Origin of the sequence: Maribellus comscasis (assembly GCF_009762775.1) — a bacterium.
GTDB lineage: Bacteria > Bacteroidota > Bacteroidia > Bacteroidales > Prolixibacteraceae > Draconibacterium > Draconibacterium comscasis.
The window spans coordinates 2,732,158-2,750,757 of the sequence record NZ_CP046401.1 but is presented as its reverse complement, the minus strand read 5'-3'; the positions used below and the strand labels follow the sequence as shown (position 1 = coordinate 2,750,757).

Below are 18,600 nucleotides of genomic sequence, written 5' to 3'. Positions count from 1 at the left end.
ATTAAAAAATGCCTCGGAAACGGGGCATTTTTATTACAATCCATCTGATTCTTTTCCTCCCAAAGTCAAATCTCCCGGTGGGTATTCATTATTTTCAGAGAAATAGAATAATCTCGACTGATGTGGTTTAAGAGTAATTCTTATTTCCGCCAACCGACCAAAAGCAATTGGAACTTCAGGATACCAACCATAAACGAATGTATCGTCTTTTTCAATTAAATCGGCTATATTAAAAGTTCGTTCAACTGAGCTATCTTTATCATTGAAAAAAAGCACACCCCAGCTTCGATTTTGTTTATATACCCTAACAGCCACTTTTATTTCATCTTCATCGGGCCAGAATGGTAAATACGCATTCTGCTGTCGTTTGTTGGGTTCTAAAAACCGGAAGAATCGTAGCTGTTTGCTGTCGAGTTTGTCTAATTCTTCGTTTGTTCCAATGGCTCCGCCTAAGATTCCCTGCCACAATGCAAGGCTTAAAATTTCATTTTCTGATAAATTACCACCCGAATCGGAGAGAAAAATTTCACCGGGGCTGTTTTGCCAAAAAATATTATTGAAATAATGAGAGTAATACGATTCTTTAATCATATTCTGAATGGCCGGATCGTTCCATTCTTCAGGGCTTTGAAGTGTTTTATTGATTCTAACGATGTCAGCATATCCAATTGCCGCACCATACGGAGTCCTGTCCATCATCCACATGCTACCCATGCCGATTTCTTCTCTTATTAATTGTAATACATCGTGGAATACCTGTACAGATGTTCTTCCTGGCTTTGCCCTTTTTATATCCCATGAATCAATTAAGCCCCAGTCCATATAAGCCGTTTCGTAAAAAATGTATCCGCTTTTTCTCAATTCCCCGAATACTTTTCTTAGATATTTTTGAAATCCCGGATGACTGCCGTCAAGCGCATAAAATGTTCCCTCTCCGTCGATACTATGGGGAATTGGCTTATCCTGGTAATTTTTGATTGTCCAGTCCGGATGTTGTTTAAAAAGTTTACTGTCTTCGGCTACGACAAAGGGAGCAATCCAGATTCCGGCCCGATAACCATCTTTAAAAATTTCCCGGGCTGCTCTGTCAAGGCCTCCCGGCCAGTTTTCATTAGGCTCCAGCCAATCACCAATTTTGCAGTACCCTTTGTTGATAATAACAGAATGCAGCGGGATGGAAGGTTCCAAATTGTGCAGGTAGTCTATTTTTGTTTGTATTTTTTCGAATGAATTTGCTTCACCTGTTTTACCGGTCCAATGATAACTGGTGATGGAACTTTGGCGCGCATTTGTTCCCTCACTGATTTTCCAGGCCAATTCCAGCATCGTTTCATATGCCCGGTTGCCGGTATAAAAATACAGTTCAGGAAGCTTTATGTACTCATTATCAATTTTAATATCTTCAAGCAACATTCCCGATTCAAAAAATATTTTTTCATCATCAATAATCTGGTTTACCAGTCCTTTCTGATGAATACGGTTGTATATTGTGCTTCTATGCAAAAAACGTGAGTGATCGATGTTTCCAATAGCAATGGTTTCATTTTTTCCCAGAAATGCAAAACTTAAATAACTATCATGACTCCAGGTCGCTTCATTCGTTAAAATATTTCCGGATAAACCCTCGAGTCGGGGAATAGGAAAAACACCGCATTCGTTTCCTGTTCCGTAACCTTGTTTAAAAAATCGGTTTACGCCAAAAACTTCAGCTTGCGAAATTGGATGAAACCATCTTGGAGCCCGCGAAAATCCGCTTAGTTCTGCACCTATAGAGATAGAATCATTATTTGTTTTTAAATCAAGCATCAGGAAACCTTCGGGTAACTCATACACAATTCTTTTTCCTTTTGGAGAGTCTCCGAGAAAAACATTTCTTGGCATAACTCCCTGCCCGTTAATAGAAGGTCTGCAGTTTTTTAAAATTATTTCTTCAGAAATTAAATCGTAACTCCCGTTTTCATATATTATCCAGCGAGGTCGGGAAAGTTTAAACCCTTTTTCCTTTTTTTTATCGGTTTCATTTGCCAAAACCTTTTCAAATGGAAAAATAAAGGCACTTCCAAGAGCTACGGTGCCTGAAATCTGGATGAAATCCCGCCTTTTCAGTTTGTTCCCGGTCATAGTTAGGTACACAAATTAGAAGTCTAAAATTACAATCTTAAACAACAAAACAGAAGCTTTTCCCAATTAATTTATATCAATATGAAAGCCCAGGCTTTTTTCCAGCATATTTCGTACCAATTTTTGTTGTTTTTCCGGCAAATTTTGAATTCTGCTTGAATGACTACCGCCAGGATTAACAACTTTTAAAAGATTTTCTTTTTGAGGAATATGAAATGAAGATGCAAACCAGGGATCATACTGTCCGTAAATAAAAAGGATATTTTTATCCGTAGTTTTAATAAATTTTTTTACTTCCAGGGCTGTTTTTCGTTCATACTTGATTTTTAAACCGGAAGGAAGGAAGATTTTTTCAAGGTAATGCTTTGCCGACTTTATCATCAGATATCTTTTTAATGGTTTGATATCATAAGCATAATAACCGAGTTCGCGGGCAGCCTGCACATAAAACGACTTTATTCCATCCATTGCTTCAACAGAGAAATACGATGGTTCGGAAACGTTCATCATGTAGTCATAAAAGTCCCGCGGCTTGGCATCCAGAGCAGGAATATTGTCTGGTGGCCTTCCATATTGCCAGAGCGCAAAAGGAAACTCCAGCACCCAGTAGTCGAAAACCTCATTAATCGGAATACGATAGGTAAAATTTTTCTGTTTGGAATACTCAACCAGTTTAGGAACAATCTCTTTTCTTGCCTTTAGCACCGCAATTTGGAAATCTTCAATCCTTTTTCGTTGGTCCGCTGTACCGGGTTTTGTTTTTAAAAATTTTTGATGCCGTTTGTCCTCTACCGCAAAATTTAACGGAGCCACATAAGCAACAGTTAGATCTACATCTTCAGGATAGTATGTTCGGTGATAAACTGCTGTTTGCCCACCTTTACTTATGCCGGTGTTTATCCATTTGTTTCTATAATATTTCCGAAATAGCTCGACAATACAATGATGGTCGGCAGCAGCGTTTTTAACAGTCAAATAGTTCCAGTTCACCGAATCGGGCCACGACTGACCAAAATAGCGATGTTCCACACAAATCTGACTGGCGTTTAACATGGGGCTCAGTTCATTTAAATAGCGTGGACTGGCCGCATAGTTAGCCGTATATCCCTCGGTAATTAGTACAACCGGAGTATTTTTACCCTTATCTGCAATAAAAACACGTTGAAGAAAAAATCCTTTGGAAGTGTCAGAATGATCGAGAGCTTGCTTCACCATAATTTTAAAAGTCTCTTCAAAAAAACTGTTTCCGGTAATTTTTTCTACACTTTGAATTGAAGATTGTGAATTCAAAAAATTTTCAAGTTCTGTAGTTTGTGCAGTTACACAAACCGAAAATACAAACAGAAATATAAAGAGCTGAACTGTTTTCATGGGTTTAAATTATGTAAAATGGTGAATTTATAAAACATTTTTGTTTTTATGATATCACTTTTATGTGTTTATCTTTATATCACACTAAATTCTCAGAAATGCGAATAATAATTCTTTTTTGGTTATTGAGCTTTTCCTTTTTTATTGGGATTGGACAACCGCTTCCTCAAGTTAGAATAAAGACTTCAATGGGAAACATTGTTGCTGAACTGGATACTGTAAATGCACCAATTACAGCAAAAAACTTTCTAAATCTGGTTAAAACCGGAGCGTTAAACAATGCCGTATTTTATCGGGTGGTACGTATGGATAATCAACCCAACAACGCAGTAAAAATAGAAGTTGTCCAGGGTGGTTTATTCGATGATGAAAAAATAGCAAAGTATCCGTCTATTCAACATGAAACGACAAAAATGACAGGGTTAAAACATTTAAACGGGACATTATCAATGGCACGTTATGAACCCGGAACTGCTTCCACGGAATTTTCAATTTGTATTGGAGATCAGCCGGAGTTAGACTTTGGAGGCAAAAGAAACCCCGACGGACAGGGATTTGCAGCTTTTGGTACGGTACTTTCAGGAATGGAGGTAGCAAAAAAAATACAGAAGCAAAAAGATAATCAACAGTATCTTGTTGAACCTGTCTCCATTTACAGCATAAAAATATTATAGAAAAAGAGGCTGTCTGTCAGGACAGCCCCTCAAAAACTAATCTTGTTTAAAGTGGATTCTGCTCCAAATTATCGTTTACATCCATTTCCCGTTGCGGAATAGGAAACAACAAACTCGGATCGTTCCAGGGTACAGTTTCTGTAATATCGATATTGCTGTACCCGATATTTTTGTGCCATCTTTCGAGGTCATACAATGAATGCCCTTCTGCCATAAATTCACGGATGGTTTCTTCCTGAATTGCGGCAATTAGCTCCTGTACCGAAAGATCTGATAACTCATCCAGTCCGGCCCTCAAACGAACGGTATTTAACATTGTAAGTGCTTCGCCGGTATCGGTGCCTGTTTCGGCCAGCGCTTCGGCCCTGTTCAGATACATTTCAGCCAAACGAATAACCGGTGCATTATAATCGTTTTGAATGTGTTTGTTTGTCCACCACGAATCATCCTGCTCAAAAAACCAGCCCAATCTCAGGTCACCTTCGCTGTATAGTGCAATTGTCGATGGTTTGATGATAATGTCTCCTCTTTCATTTGGATTCCAGTAGTTATTTAACGATTCGTTATTCGAACCAAAATTATCGGTCGATGTATGGATAATTCCAAAAACCATTTCTGAAGTAAATGATTCTCCAAAAATTTTTGTTGGGTCAGCATCCAAAGTATAATTACCCGATTGGATTACCTGATTGGCATAACTTGCTGCATTTGAATAATCTTTCATTTGCAGATAAATTCTTGACAAATAAGCGCGACAACTGTATTTATTAGCTCTTCCGGCATCGCTTGTTTCGAGCAACAACGCTTCTGCCTCTTTTAAATCAGCGATAGCCTGGTTATAAACCTCTTGAACTGATGAACGTGGCAGTTGTTCCGTAGCACTTTCCAGGTCGTTTGACGGAGTGTTTTTTATAACAATTCCCGGATCAGAAGATGAGCTTTCGCTGTATGGCAAACCGTAGCTGCGAACCATTTCAAAATACAAAACTCCCCTGCAAAACAAAGCTTCACCTTTTATCCTGTCTTTCACTTCTTCAAATCCTGCTTCATCTAATCCATTGTCAACAGCCTCGATTACTTTATTACACCTGTTTACTCCGTCGTATCCGGCAATCCACATTCCAGAGACATCTGTATTATCGGGCTGGATATCTTTCTGACTCATTTCGGTATAACTTGTATATGAACCTTGCCAGTGAATATACTGCGATTTTATTTCGGCATTTTGAATTACATTTGTACCCAGAAGGTTTTCGTCCTGAAGTGCATCAAAACAACCGGTAACAGCATTCTCAATACCACTTAGTGTAGTAAGGGCCTGTTGGTCGCTAAGCGATTGCCAGGGATTTATTTCCAGCCGGTCTTCACAAGAAACGGTAAGAAAAAGTATACCAGTCAAAACCGGAATAATTCTATTTATATATTTATCTATTTTCATCTTATCTTTTTTTTATAAAATTCAATGTTATTTGATTGAACTGTGAATATTTTGAGTTCATAAATATTTCAAATAATGTATTTTAAAAACCTATATTCAACCCAAAAATCAGACTTTTGGAAGGAGGTGCCTGAAAGAAATCAATTCCTTGTCCCACATTCAGGGTTCCTTCGGAGGATACTTCGGGATCGTGCCCGCGGTAATTGGTAAATGTCCAGAAATTATAGGCCGTTGTATAAATCCGCACAGAACGGATATTTACTTTTGTAAGGAGCTGAGTAGGAATATTATAACCTAATGAAACCGTTTTTACCCTTACAAACGAACCGTCCTCCACAAAACGAGAGGAATGCTGACGGTTGGTTGAGTCAAACAAAACGGCCTTGGGAATATCTGTAATATCTCCCGGTTCCTGCCATCGATTCAACTGGTCTTTCAGGTTATTAAAATACAATGCCATACTGTTGGCACAAAACCTGCCTGCGTCAAAATAGATATCATTTCCCTGAACAAACTGAACCTGTACACTTAAATCAAAATTATTCCAGGCAAAATTGTTGGTAATTCCACCGATGTAATCCGGATTTGGATCACCAACTATCTGACGGTAGTCGTTACTGTAAGTAGTGGTTTTATTGCCATTCAGGTCATAGAACATTGATTCCCCCGTATCGGGATTTACTCCTGCGAATTTAACGGTGTAGTAAACACCAATAGGCTGACCTTCCATAGCCCGGGAAATACTGTTTTCAATAATCTCCCCTTTCAGGTCAGTAATTTTGTTTTTATTAAAAGAGATGTTAAAATTAGTATTCCACCTAAATTTTCCGACAAAGTTTCTTGTATTCAAAGCAAATTCCCAGCCTTTATTTTCCAATTCTCCCAAATTCTTTGCAATGGATGTAAACCCTCCGGAAGCCGGAATTTGCACATCAAGTAAAAGATCGGTAGTTTTTTTGTAGTAGTAATCTGCTTCAAAATCGATGCGGTTTTTGAACAATCCCAGGTTAACTCCCAGGTCGAGCTGTGCTGTTTGTTCCCATTTCAAATCGGGGTTTGCCAACTGCGTGGGCGATAATCCGGGATTTCCACCATAATCGCTTCCATCCAAATCGCCACCGTATAAACCAAGTGCGGGGAAATTCGCAGCTACAGCATATCTTGGATTTGTTGAACTGGTGAGGAATTCAGCATTCCCGGTAAAACCATAACTGGCACGAATTTTTGCCAAACTAAGCCAATCCATATCCTGCATAAAATTTTCGTCACTTACAATCCACCCTAAAGATACAGCGGGGAAATTCGCATAACGGTTATCTGCTCCAAACCGCGATGAACCGTCACGTCTCAACGAAACCTCAAGAAGGTATTTATCCAGATAGGAATAATTTAACCTGGCAAAATAGGATTCAATGGCAAATTGACTAATCGATCCGCCTCCGTTTGTAATTTCGGCTGCATTGTTTACAGTCCACAGGTCGTTGTTCGGGAATTGTTCTCCGGTAACATTGCTTTGTTCCAGGCGGTTTTCCTGGAACGAGTATCCTGCTATAACAGATAATTGGTGCTTTTCATCAAAAACGTTGTCGTAGCTCAGCGTATTTGTGGTAATCCAGTTGGTATTCCTGTAACTGAGAGCCTGGCTTACACCATTACTTCCGCCACCATCTCCGGAATTTAATCCCCAGAAAATTTTCTCAGACAAGTCGATATAGTCCAACGACCATTCGCTTCTGAATTTGAAGTCATCAAAAAAAGTAAATTCACCAAAAGTGGTTATTTGAGGGCGAACAGTAATTGCTTCATGGATGTTTTCATCCACTTCATTTAAAAGATTGTAAGCAATATTGTTGTTTGGATTTACGCCTTTTCCCAGGTAATACGTACCTTCCGGTCCATACATTTCAGAACCGTCGCCATAAATGGGAACATTTGGATATTGGAGAATCCCTGAAGTAGACATCGAAGCAACCGAGTTGTTGTTTGAAACTCTGTTATTAAAAGTTCGTGCTACACTGATGTTAGTTCCGATTTTAAAGAAATCAGAAACCTCGTGATCAATATTTGTACGAATATTGATTCGCTGAAAATCGTTTCCAATAGTATAACCGTCTTCGTCACGATAACTTACACCGGTATAAAATTGTGTCCTTTCATTACCGCCGTTAGCAGAAAAATCGTATTGACTAATCATCCCTTTTCTTGACACTGCATCCAGCCAATCAGTATCGATTGCATTTTCCGGGTTTCCGAGTATATTTTCAACACCTGTTGAATTAAAATAAGCCTCGTTAAATAGCTCTGTATATTCAGGACCATTTAACGCGTCCATAAAATTGGTGGCTTCCTGAAATCCGGAATAATAGTTTAGGTTAATTTGTGTTTTACCGCTCTTACCGCGTTTTGTTGTAATCATAATAACACCGTTAGAGGCTCTTGAACCATAAAGTGCCGCTGCTGATGCATCTTTCAGTACCTGAATATTTTCAATGTCGTTTGGATTAAGTGTCGACAAGGGGCTGGTTTGAGCATTGTTGCCGGCGTATCCCATTTGGTAGTCACCTTGCGGAATTCCATCGATAACAAAAAGAGGTTGGGAGCTCGCGGAGATGGAAGAGGTTCCACGAATACGGATAGTGTTGGCTTCACCCGAGCGTGAACCCGTGTTGATTTGTAAACCGGCAGCTTGCCCCGAAAGAGCATTTTCAATACTTGTTACCGGCATTTTTTCCAGCTCGGCAGAATTCACTTTTGTAACTGCGTTGGTAACTGCCCGACGTTTTTGTGTTCCGTAAGCTACAACCATTACTTCGTCTACACCCATCACTTCCATTTCAAGCTGGACATTGTGTTCTAAACCGGCAGTAACAGGTAATTCGGCAGTTTTCATCCCAACAAAAGAAAATACAAGAACGGCATCATTGGGAACGGTTAGTGAGTAATCCCCTTCAATACCGGTAATTGTTCCGATTGTGGTACCTTTGACACTCACCGAAACCCCGGGAATAGGCGAGTTGTCTTCTGCTGACGTTACTTTCCCGGTAACTCGCTTTGTTTGGGCAAAAAGAGAACTTATCCCCATAAACAAAGCCATTACAATAAGGAGTAATTTTTTCATAGATAATAATTTATGTTAATACTTAGGTTTCGAACTTTATGTGTTGAGACAAAAAAACTCCCGTCGGGGAAACGGGAGTTTGATACCTGCCAGCCGGTCAGATATTTGCACTTTTACAAATTGTAATGCTGTTTTAACTATTTCTATGTGTAATTGAAGTGCCTTAAATAAATAATTTCCCCCTACTCTGTGTGAAGTGCTATTTTATGCCCCGAAACAACATTTTGATTTTTTGAATCAAACATAAATAAAGAACCTGTTGACAACACAAATAATCAACTAATGGTCAAAATAATAGGATGAATAATGAAAAAATATGTACAAACAAGTTATTTCTCGACTTTTTGTTGTTGGTCGGTAGATTTTTGCATTTGGTAGTAAATTAAGAACAAAAAAAAAGCCGTACCCCAAAAGGAATACGGCCCGATAAAAATATATCGAATGGTTATGGTAATGTTAAAACTTCGGCATAAGCACCGTATGAGCCCACATCCGGAATGTAATGCTCGATAGACATTGTTAATATTTTGCCGCTGGCAGTTCCGCTTCCAGCAACAAACACATCGCCGTAATCTTCGCTGAACCACGCTGCCTGATCGGCAACCGAAACACTTTCGCCGTTTACAACAATAATAACATCGTAACCTTCTTCGTAAAGGTCTATTGCTTTATATACGGTCAGATTTCCACCCAAATCAGCTTTTAACAATTCAACGGACCAGGCTCCTCCAAAAGCTTCTGACGAGAAATCAGCTGTACCTGCTTCAACATAATTAATTTCAAAGAATGCAGTATATGTTGATGTGTTAAATAGTTCTGAAACATTGTCGCCTGTTAATGTTAATTTGAAAACATAGGATTTTACCGGATTAAGTAATCCGGGATCAACTACGGGAACTATTTTTGCATATGCTACAAGTTCGCCATCTTCAAAAGTCACTGTATTGCTTTCAAGCGCAAAAACGCCTTCAATGTCATCGTTCATTTCAAGAACCACTTCAGCTGATGCAGGCGCTGACACGTCGGAACGAACAATCGGTATTTCTACAGAAAAATTATTATCGGCAGTTAACAGATTTTCAGGAACTACCGAGGAACTAAAAGCCACATAGGGATTTTCAGGCTCGTAAATTGTTCCCATATTTTCCTCATCACAGGAAAGAAGAGCAACTGCCAAAATGATTATTATCGAAAATATCTTTTTCATACGATTAAATTTTTAAGTTTAATTATCTGCCCAGGGATTTTGATCCGTAGACTCATCCATACTTTTATTTCCATCAAATTCCGATTGAGGAATAGACATCACGAAGTCAGGATATTCAGGGTCAAGTGTATTTCTGGATAACAATCTGTCGGGATGGTTACTTCCTTCGAAGTTTCTGCTAAAACCTGTTTTTAAACGTTTAATATCCAATATCCTGCCAACTTCTCCCCACAATTCAATTCTGCGTTGTAAAATAATTTCATCCAAAAGTGTTTCAGAACCTCCTGCCGGAGTTGTTGGACCGTTGGAATCATCGGTTGTTAATGTGTTGGCATCAGTTAATGAAGAAATATCATAACCGGGATCGCGTTCTGCCATCAACTCTTCCAAAACGGTTCTTGCCTGTGAATACTTTGCCTGCATACACATAGCCTCAGCTTTGACAAGCATCATTTCTTCGTGACGCATAAAAATATAGTCACCCAGGTTATTTGTCGGGTCAGAAAATTGAAATTTAAACTGGTTATAACTTAGTTCCGGTCCAATTTCAACATCTATTTCCAGCGGCCCGTGCCACCATCTGTTTTTACGAACATCGTTGTCCGACATTTGGTTGTAAAGCCACGAACTGATACATTTCCGGGCTGTTTCAGCATAGTTTCCATCCACACTTGCATCCATGTGTCCAAAAAACGATTCTGTGGCATCAGCTTGTTCCGAGATAATCTGAACACCCCACAACACGGTGCCTGCATTTACATCGTTAAAGGCAAAGCCTTTGTCTAAGTCATCTAAAGAAAGCATCGATGTCCCTCCGCTCATAGCCAGGTCAGCAGCCGCTTCTGCAGTGCTCCAGTCATTTTTTTCAAGAGCAATGTTGGCTTTTATTCCATTAGCCACATAATAATCGATGTGCGAAGGATGATTGCGGGAAGCAGCAACATCGGGATTTAACAGTTGAAGTGCCTGTTCAATATCAGCGTCTATTTGAGTGTATACATCTGCCACGGTTCCGCGTGGTTTTCCCTCTGAAGCATTTGTAGTAGGTTCGGTATAAATCGGAACTCCCGGAGCACTTTCATTTCCCACATAAGTTTGCTGGTAAAAACGAATAAGATTAAAGTATGAATAGGCACGCAGTGCATAAGCCTGACCAATGAGACTGCTAATTTCGGAAGGCGCACCGGTCATTCCTTCTTCCGAGGCAATAATTGCATTTGCATTGGAAATAATAGTGTAGTAAAAGAACCAAACCGAATAGGGGCGGCCACTTTTATGTGTATAATCAGACTTCACGTTGTACACGTAATCGTACCAGAACCAACCACTTCCTCCCTCATTTTGAGTCATATCTTCGCCCATAAGGTCGTAAGTGAGAATAAATGCCATTGTACCAAATTCTTCATCAGCCCAATTTGCCGACCATTCTTCTGCAACATACATGGCACGGTAAATTCCGTTCAGCGCTACATTTGCTTTTTCAACATCCGAAAATAATACGTCTCCGGAAGTACTGTCTGTGGGATTTGTATCCAGTTCATCCTGGCAAGAAAAAATCGCCACAGAGAAAATCAATAATATAAGGATCTTATATATTTTCATGGTATTATTGTTTTAAAATTTTAATTCAACTCCCAAAAGGCTTGTTCTGACAGGACTGTACGAAAAGCTGGTGGATCCGGTAAAATTGTGCTGCGGGTTCATCCCCTGTAAATGAGAAAACAAGGCAACATTGTCAAGGGCCACATAAGCTCTCAGACTTTCAATTCCTACGGACTGAAGAACACTTTTAGGCAGGGTATAACCAAACGTAATATTTTTGATTGCAAAGTAAGATGCATCAATAAGCTGGGCGTCGGTTAGCGGACGTGAAAAACCGGTTCCGTTTTGGATTCTTGGAATATCGGTAACATCTCCGGGTTTTCTCCAGGCTCTTTTTATGTTTGCTGCGTAATTTGTTCCGATGTAGGTTGGATTTAGTAATCCGGTATATACACCATCTCTGATTTCACCACCAACTGAAAAAGTTGTCATGAAGGACAAATCAAAATTTTTATAGATTGTAAAATTACTTCCAAATGCACCAAAAAAGTCAGGGATCCGGCTGCCAGAAATCTTTTTACTTTGAGATGCTTTTTGATAGTCGGAAGAAATGTATGGTTCACCGGGATTTCCGTTGTCATCTGTATCATAAACCCAATACAACTGAGCACCGGTAGTAATGTCGACACCAGCTGACTGGGCGAGATAATAAGAGTTAATCTCTTCTCCTACGCGTTGAATGAGATTGCCATCAACAATCTGATCTGTTTCTCCATCCAGGGCAACGATTTCATTTTTTAATGTTGTAAGATTTAAATTTGCACTCCAGTTAAAGTTATTTGAAGTAACCACACTTACAGTTGTATTGAATTCAAGACCTGAGTTTAACATTTCACCTACATTGGCCCAGTAGCTGTCGAAACCAAGCGAAGTGGCGAGTGGTTTTTCCATTAACATATCAACGGTTCTTCGCTGATAATATTCTAATCCGAATTCAACGCGATTCCATAAAATGCCTTCAAGACCTACGTTAAAATTGTTGTTTTCCTCCCATTTTATTGAAGTATTTTCCAATGAAGAAAGTAAGGCTCCGTTTAAATTGGCATTTGCCCAGTCGAGATTATAAAGCGACTGCCATCCGTAAAACGTTCCAATCTTGTCGTTTCCCTGTTTCCCGTAACTGGCTTTCAGTTTCAGGTTATCAACAAACGACAGGGTCTGCATAAAGTTTTCTTCACTAACTCTCCATGAGCCGCCAAGCGACCAGAATTGTCCCCACCGGTAATCTTTATGAAAGCGGGAAGAACCGTCAGTTCTGAAACTTGCCGACAGATAGTATTTGTCTGCAAAATCATAAGTTAAATTACTTAAGAATGACTCAATTGCATAGTTGTCTTCAAATGAGGTAAGCAATGAAATTGTTGAACCCGGAGCAAGTTCTTTGATTCCGGAATAAGGGAAGCCTGTTTTTTGCCCTTCCAGTTCGTTTACAACCAATTTATAAAACTCATGTCCGGCAAGGATATTGATGCTGTGTTTCCCAAAATCCTTCTCATATCTTAAAAGTTCATTTACAGTGTATGAAAGATCACGTTTGTTAACTAAATCAAGCAATCCGCCAACCGATGACGCGTTACCAAAATCAGGATTCCAGTACACGGTCTGGTTTGTATTTATGTAGTCGAAACCAACATTTGCCGACAGCGATAAACCTTCCAGGGTGCTGTTGACTCCTGTTCCCAGGAAATTGACATGAAACCTCCCGGACAAATTATCGGCGGTAGTTTCATAGGCATCTTCATATAAAGTGGCTACAGGGTTCCAATTTGGATTTGCGCCGGCTGGCCTTGTTTTACCATAGTCAAATTGTTTTTCTCCTAATTCGGAAAGAACCGGATTCCCCTGTTCGTCCTGAACGTAAATCGGATAAATAGGTGCCATAAACTGGGCTGAGTACCAAACATTGGAATTTGAGGTCGTATTCTCATATCCCAGATAGTTTGTTTCAGTTTTTGAAAAGTTTACATTTCCACCATATTTAAACCACTCTTTGGGTTCAAGTTCTGCGCCAATCCTACCTGAAATTCTTTCGAAATCAGTAGTTTTCAGTATACCTTCTGTTTTATGATATGCAACTGAGGCAAAAATCTGCGAACGCTCAGATCCCCCGTTTAAATACAATTGGTACTCCTGACGGGTAGCATTATCGTTGGTAATCTCGCCAAGCCAATCTGATTCATACAAAAGATTTGCCGAGGGATTAACTTGTCCTGTTTCCGGATCTATCAATTCGGAGACGGGCATATCATAAGGATTGTACATTTCATCAGCACCAAAAATCCCGGTACTTCCCTTCATCGCTTCCACAGCCATTTGACCGGCCAGGTCAGGATGAACACCTCCGGTGTAAATCAAATTGTTTTTGTAGCCCTGAAACGAAGCTTCGATAAAATCAGCAGTACTTAAAGTTTCGTAAGGTTTAATTGCTCTTGAGGCAAGGCCGTAAGAAGCCTTAAATTCAACAGAAAGTTCTTTTGACTGGCCTTTTTTTGTTGTGATTACAACCACACCATTAGCTCCTCTTGAACCATAAAGTGCCCCGGCAGATGCATCTTTTAAAATGGTCATCGACTCGATATCTCCCGGATTAATTGAATTCAAATTCCCATCAAAGGGAACTCCATCAACAACATATAAAGGATTGTTACTTGAGTTAAGCGAGCCAAAACCGCGAATTACGATTTCTGCTCCTTCTCCCGGCTGTCCTGATCCTGAAGTTACCTGCACTCCGGAAACCTGTCCTTCAAGTGCCTTTGAAATATCAGAAACAGGTCTTTTTTGAAGAGACTCATTGTCTATTACTTCGGCAGAACCTGTAAACGACTCCTTTTTGGCAGTTCCGTATGCAACGACCATAACTTCCTCCATCCCGATTACATCGTTTTGTAAACTAACGTTGTATACAGCTTGAACCGTAATCGGAATTTCAACAGTCTTCATCCCCACAAAAGAAACCACCAGTGTCTCATTCTCAGGAACATTTAGTGTAAAATCTCCATCTACATTGGTAACCGTACCAATTGTAGTTCCTCTAACTACTATCGATGCCCCGGGAATAGGAGCTCCGTCAGCGGCAGAAGTAACTTTTCCGGTAATTTGCTTTGTTTGGGCAAGCAACGAAGATGTCCCCAAAATCAAAGCCATTACAATAAAAAGTAGTTTTCTCATAGATAATAATTTATGTTAATACTAGTTTTCTGATACTGCGATTTTGACAATAAAAAAACTCCCGTCGGGGAAACGGGAGTTTACTATACCTGACATCTGCCAGATACTCACACTTTTTTTACAATTTGTAATGCTGTTTAACTATTTCTATGTAAAAGATGGTGTGCCTGAATTGTATTATAATAATTTCCCCTAATCCCCGATATTTGGGTATACCCTTTTTCTTTTCGAAAAATTTTCCTTTTTGTTCAAACTTAAAAAAAGATAAAGTGCACGATTTAAAATATCAATGAATGACATATTAAAAGGGGTGAAAATACAAATGAACTATACAAACAGCCTTGCATAAAAAAACGTGTTGTTTGTATACAAATATGTGTTGTTTGTGGATTTTTGCACAAAAAAAAAGCGGGAATAAATCCCGCCTTATAATGAATTAGGCCGCAATGTCGGCAAAAGCTTCTGCCAGAACATCGGGATACATTTCTTTAAAATTTTCGTGACACCATATGTACAATTCCTGAATCTGTTCGGGCTCTACCCAGTGGATACATTTATTGAGTTCTTTTCTGAACAACTCTTTACTAAAACTAACTTTTGGTAATATTACTTTTGCATATTCTAACATGGCTTTCTGTTTTTGTTTGCACTATTAAAATAACATCGAATTGATAAAAAAGGTATGCTGTAAAATATGGTTTAACAAATATTAACAACAGAATACACTCATGTCCTTTATTAAAGTTCTGATTACTCGTTTATTATCAAAAGCACTTAAAAAATCTGTTTCAAAACATACCTGAAAAGTCATATCGTATTATTTAACATTAAAGCTAAATCTTCAATATTAAGCATGTAAAAGTATGTGTTTTACAAATGATGAAATGCTCTTTTTGATTGTTACATTTTTATCAAACGATTTTACAAAGGCACTTCCGATAATTGCTCCGTTGGCGTAATTGCATGCGTTTGTAAACGTTGCATTGTCGGAAATTCCAAAACCTATTAATCTTGCGTTTTTTAAATTCATTTGTTGAATGCGTTCAAAATAGTCCAGATGAAAATCTTCCACCTTTTTCCCTGCTCCGGTTGTCGATGCGGAGGAAACCATATAAATAAATCCTTCCGAAACATTGTCGATTTGGCGAATTCGTTTTTCTGAGGTTTGCGGTGTTATCAGTAGAATATTGTGCAAATTGTTTTTGATGAATGTATCTTTATAATGCTCTTCAAATTCTTCCAGTGGAAGATCAGGCAAAATAGTACCGTCAATCCCAACCTCATGGCATTTTTTACAAAAAGCTTCCACTCCAAATTGCAGAACAGGGTTAAAATATCCCATTAAGATCAATGGAATCTTAACTGATTCCCTGATCTCTTTGAGTTGTTCAAAAAGTTGTTTTACACTCATTCCGTTTTTTAATGCCACTTCGCTGCTGTGCTGAATGGTTGGCCCGTCGGCTGTAGGGTCCGAGAAAGGAATTCCGATTTCGATGAGGTCGACACCATTTTTTTCCAATTCCTGGATAATTTGAACGGTGTCGCTCAGATTAGGAAATCCAGCCGTAAAATACACCGAAAGTATATTCTCTTTTTTTGTTTCGAAAAGTTGATTTATCCTGTTTTTCATTTTTTTATAGATAAGCCTCTGAAATCTTTCCAAGCAGACTTCAGCAGGCAAAATTTTTTCAAATTTTAATATTCCCTTTCTTTGCCTCTCCCTTTTTCGGAGTGGTTGGAAGGGGATTTAATAGCCAAAATAATCCAAATACGTTTCCATGTCCTTATTTCCGCTTCCCGACAGATTTACGACATTAATATCTTCCGGATTCATTTTTATTTTGTTAAGCGCGGCAAGCGCGTGAGCCGATTCCAGTGCAGGAATAATTCCCTCTTTCTGAGTTAGCAGAAGTGCAGCCTGTAAAACTTCCTCATCGGTAGCAGAGAGGAATTTTGCTCTTCCGGTTTTATGAAGATGCGCGTGCAGAGGCCCAATTCCGGGGTAGTCCAAACCGGCAGAAATGGAATACGGTTCTGTAATTTGCCCGTCGGTATTTTGCATAAGCATGGTTTTGCTGGAATGTAAAACACCCGGAGAACCAACGGTTAAAGTAGCTGCCGTTTCCGGAGTGTCGACGCCTTTTCCTGCAGCTTCCACGCCAATCAATTCCACCTGCTCGTCGTCCAGAAAATGATAAAAGGCACCGGCAGCGTTACTACCTCCTCCCACACAAGCTAAAACACGTGTTGGAAATTCATTCCCGGTTTGTTCTTTCAACTGACTTTTCATTTCGGCACTGATTATTGACTGAAATCGTGCGACCATATCGGGGTAAGGATGAGGACCAACTACCGAACCAATGATATAGTGTGTATCTTCCGGGTTATTAATCCAGTCGCGCATTGCTTCGTTGGTAGCGTCTTTTAGGGTTTTGTTACCGCTGTGAACCGGAATAACCTCGGCACCCAGCATTTTCATCTTTTTAACGTTAGGCGCCTGCCGCGATACGTCGAGTGCTCCCATGTAAACCACACATTTTATTCCTTTTAACGCACAAACCGTAGCTGTAGCCACACCATGCTGTCCAGCTCCGGTTTCAGCAATAATGCGTGTTTTTTCCAGTTTTTGTGCGAGCAAAATTTGCCCAATGGTATTGTTTAGTTTGTGCGAACCAGTGTGGTTTAAATCTTCGCGTTTTAAATAAACTTTTGATCCGAAGTATTCGGACAACCGGCTTGCATAATAAAGCGGCGAAGGCCGTCCAACATAGTCTTTCATCAATTGGTCGAATTCCTTTCTAAATTCATCCGACTCAATAATCTCCAGGTACCTGGTTTTTAGTTCATCAATATTGGTGAACATCATTTCGGGAATCCATGCCCCGCCAAATTCACCGTAATATCCCTTTTCGTTAACCTGATATTTCATGTATCTTCTAACTTTTAAAATTTTGTTTTGTTCCTTTTACCCCTATCGCTCTTTCAGAGCTCCTGTTCCCCTTTGGGAGGGGGACGATCAAAATTCCTTTGCGGAATTATGATAAGGGGGACTTTTTCAATTCGGTTATAAATTCTTTTAGTTTTTCAATGTTTTTTAATCCGGGCTCATCCTCAAAACCACTGTTTAAATCCACTCCGGCAATTTGAGGATGTTCATTTTTTTTTATTTCAGCAACATCTTCCGGTTTAATTCCTCCGCTTAAAAAGAAAGGGGTGTCTCCGTTATAATTATCCAATATTTTCCAGTTGAACTTTTTCCCGGAACCTCCCGGTAATTTGGTTTTTGTGTCAAATAAAAAGTAATCGGCTACTCCCTCAAATGGTTTGGTTTTGTGGAATTGAAAAGTTTCATCTACACGAAAAGCCTTGATGATTTTCAGCCCCTGGTTTTTTAAAATCTGACAGGTTTTTGGATTTTCATTGCCGTGCAACTGCACCCATTTAAAATCCAGATTTTTTGCCAGCGCCATAATTTCAAAAGCATTTTCATCGACAAAAACACCCACTTTTGGTTTTACTGAGTTGAATAAACCCATTTGCGGATTTTCCCCAACATATCTTTTCGAGGGCGGATAAAAAATGTAACCCAGCAAATCAACCGGAAGCTCTTCAACAGCTTCCCGGTTCGATGAAAATTTCATTCCGCAAACTTTTATTTTTAGATTTTTTTGCATAATTACAACTTAAGGTTGCTGTCATTTCGACGAGTAAGCGAGGAGAAATCTGTTTCTAAAATGCATCATAAATTTCGGCATTTGAAAATTTCCACTCTGGATTAAATTTAATTATCAATTTCATTTTTTTCTCACGCCTCCATTTTTTTAATTCCTTTTCCCTTGAAATTGCATCATTAATATTTTGAAAATGTTCATAATAAATCAATAATGACAATTGTATTTTT

General features: G+C 39.2%; 12 protein-coding genes. 1 reads left to right on the top strand and 11 read right to left on the bottom strand.

Going from position 1 to position 18,600, the window contains the following annotated elements; all coding sequences use genetic code 11:
• Nucleotides 1-33: 33 nt before the first annotated feature.
• Nucleotides 34-2,121, bottom strand: coding sequence for an alpha-galactosidase (locus tag GM418_RS10770; protein ID WP_158865927.1), 2,088 nt, complete (start codon nt 2,119-2,121; stop codon nt 34-36).
• A 66-nt stretch (nt 2,122-2,187) separates the two neighbouring features.
• Nucleotides 2,188-3,492 carry a S28 family serine protease gene (locus GM418_RS10765; protein WP_158865924.1) on the bottom strand — a complete coding sequence of 435 codons (1,305 nt, stop codon included), beginning with the start codon at nt 3,490-3,492 and terminating at the stop codon, nt 2,188-2,190.
• A 62-nt stretch (nt 3,493-3,554) separates the two neighbouring features.
• Between GM418_RS10765 and GM418_RS10760 the strand changes: the two genes are divergently transcribed.
• Nucleotides 3,555-4,166, top strand: coding sequence for a peptidylprolyl isomerase (locus GM418_RS10760; RefSeq protein WP_343033387.1), 612 nt, complete (start codon nt 3,555-3,557; stop codon nt 4,164-4,166).
• A gap of 46 nt (nt 4,167-4,212) precedes the next feature.
• Here the strand turns inward: GM418_RS10760 and GM418_RS10755 are convergent, their stop codons facing one another.
• From GM418_RS10755 to GM418_RS10715, 9 genes are all read right to left on the bottom strand, one after another.
• Nucleotides 4,213-5,604, bottom strand: coding sequence for a RagB/SusD family nutrient uptake outer membrane protein (locus tag GM418_RS10755; RefSeq protein ID WP_158865920.1), 1,392 nt, complete (start codon nt 5,602-5,604; stop codon nt 4,213-4,215).
• An 82-nt stretch (nt 5,605-5,686) separates the two neighbouring features.
• Nucleotides 5,687-8,722: a SusC/RagA family TonB-linked outer membrane protein gene (locus GM418_RS10750; RefSeq protein ID WP_158865918.1), complete on the bottom strand. Its 3,036-nt coding sequence runs from the start codon at nt 8,720-8,722 to the stop codon at nt 5,687-5,689.
• Between the two features lie 445 nt (nt 8,723-9,167).
• Nucleotides 9,168-9,929, bottom strand: a complete 762-nt coding sequence (locus tag GM418_RS10745) for a hypothetical protein (protein WP_158865916.1) — start codon at nt 9,927-9,929, stop codon at nt 9,168-9,170.
• An 18-nt stretch (nt 9,930-9,947) separates the two neighbouring features.
• The gene (locus GM418_RS10740; protein ID WP_158865914.1) at nt 9,948-11,531 is read right to left on the bottom strand and encodes a RagB/SusD family nutrient uptake outer membrane protein; all 1,584 of its coding nucleotides are present in this window, start codon (nt 11,529-11,531) and stop codon (nt 9,948-9,950) included.
• A 12-nt stretch (nt 11,532-11,543) separates the two neighbouring features.
• Nucleotides 11,544-14,699: a SusC/RagA family TonB-linked outer membrane protein gene (locus tag GM418_RS10735; protein ID WP_158865912.1), complete on the bottom strand. Its 3,156-nt coding sequence runs from the start codon at nt 14,697-14,699 to the stop codon at nt 11,544-11,546.
• 436 nt (nt 14,700-15,135) lie between these two features.
• On the bottom strand, nt 15,136-15,327 hold the full coding sequence (locus GM418_RS10730) for a hypothetical protein (RefSeq protein ID WP_158865910.1): 192 nt from the start codon (nt 15,325-15,327) through the stop codon (nt 15,136-15,138).
• A 219-nt stretch (nt 15,328-15,546) separates the two neighbouring features.
• A complete protein-coding gene (gene trpA, locus GM418_RS10725) occupies nt 15,547-16,329 on the bottom strand; it encodes a tryptophan synthase subunit alpha (RefSeq protein ID WP_158865909.1) in 783 nt (260 codons plus the stop codon).
• Nucleotides 16,330-16,446: 117 nt separating this feature from the next.
• On the bottom strand, nt 16,447-17,628 hold the full coding sequence (gene trpB, locus GM418_RS10720; RefSeq protein WP_158865907.1) for a tryptophan synthase subunit beta: 1,182 nt from the start codon (nt 17,626-17,628) through the stop codon (nt 16,447-16,449).
• Nucleotides 17,629-17,734: 106 nt separating this feature from the next.
• On the bottom strand, nt 17,735-18,340 hold the full coding sequence (locus GM418_RS10715) for a phosphoribosylanthranilate isomerase (RefSeq protein WP_217447763.1): 606 nt from the start codon (nt 18,338-18,340) through the stop codon (nt 17,735-17,737).
• Nucleotides 18,341-18,600 lie beyond the last annotated feature (260 nt).

Bases quoted from the DNA above. Each gene is read 5' to 3' on its own strand.
- GM418_RS10770 (WP_158865927.1), bottom strand. From the start codon at position 2,121: ATGACCGGGAACAAACTGAAAAGGCGGGATTTCATCCAGATTTCAGGC.
- GM418_RS10765 (WP_158865924.1), bottom strand. From the start codon at position 3,492: ATGAAAACAGTTCAGCTCTTTATATTTCTGTTTGTATTTTCGGTTTGT.
- GM418_RS10760 (WP_343033387.1), top strand. From the start codon at position 3,555: ATGTGTTTATCTTTATATCACACTAAATTCTCAGAAATGCGAATAATA.
- GM418_RS10755 (WP_158865920.1), bottom strand. From the start codon at position 5,604: ATGAAAATAGATAAATATATAAATAGAATTATTCCGGTTTTGACTGGT.
- GM418_RS10750 (WP_158865918.1), bottom strand. From the start codon at position 8,722: ATGAAAAAATTACTCCTTATTGTAATGGCTTTGTTTATGGGGATAAGT.
- GM418_RS10745 (WP_158865916.1), bottom strand. From the start codon at position 9,929: ATGAAAAAGATATTTTCGATAATAATCATTTTGGCAGTTGCTCTTCTT.
- GM418_RS10740 (WP_158865914.1), bottom strand. From the start codon at position 11,531: ATGAAAATATATAAGATCCTTATATTATTGATTTTCTCTGTGGCGATT.
- GM418_RS10735 (WP_158865912.1), bottom strand. From the start codon at position 14,699: ATGAGAAAACTACTTTTTATTGTAATGGCTTTGATTTTGGGGACATCT.
- GM418_RS10730 (WP_158865910.1), bottom strand. From the start codon at position 15,327: ATGTTAGAATATGCAAAAGTAATATTACCAAAAGTTAGTTTTAGTAAA.
- trpA (WP_158865909.1), bottom strand. From the start codon at position 16,329: ATGAAAAACAGGATAAATCAACTTTTCGAAACAAAAAAAGAGAATATA.
- trpB (WP_158865907.1), bottom strand. From the start codon at position 17,628: ATGAAATATCAGGTTAACGAAAAGGGATATTACGGTGAATTTGGCGGG.
- GM418_RS10715 (WP_217447763.1), bottom strand. From the start codon at position 18,340: ATGAAATTTTCATCGAACCGGGAAGCTGTTGAAGAGCTTCCGGTTGAT.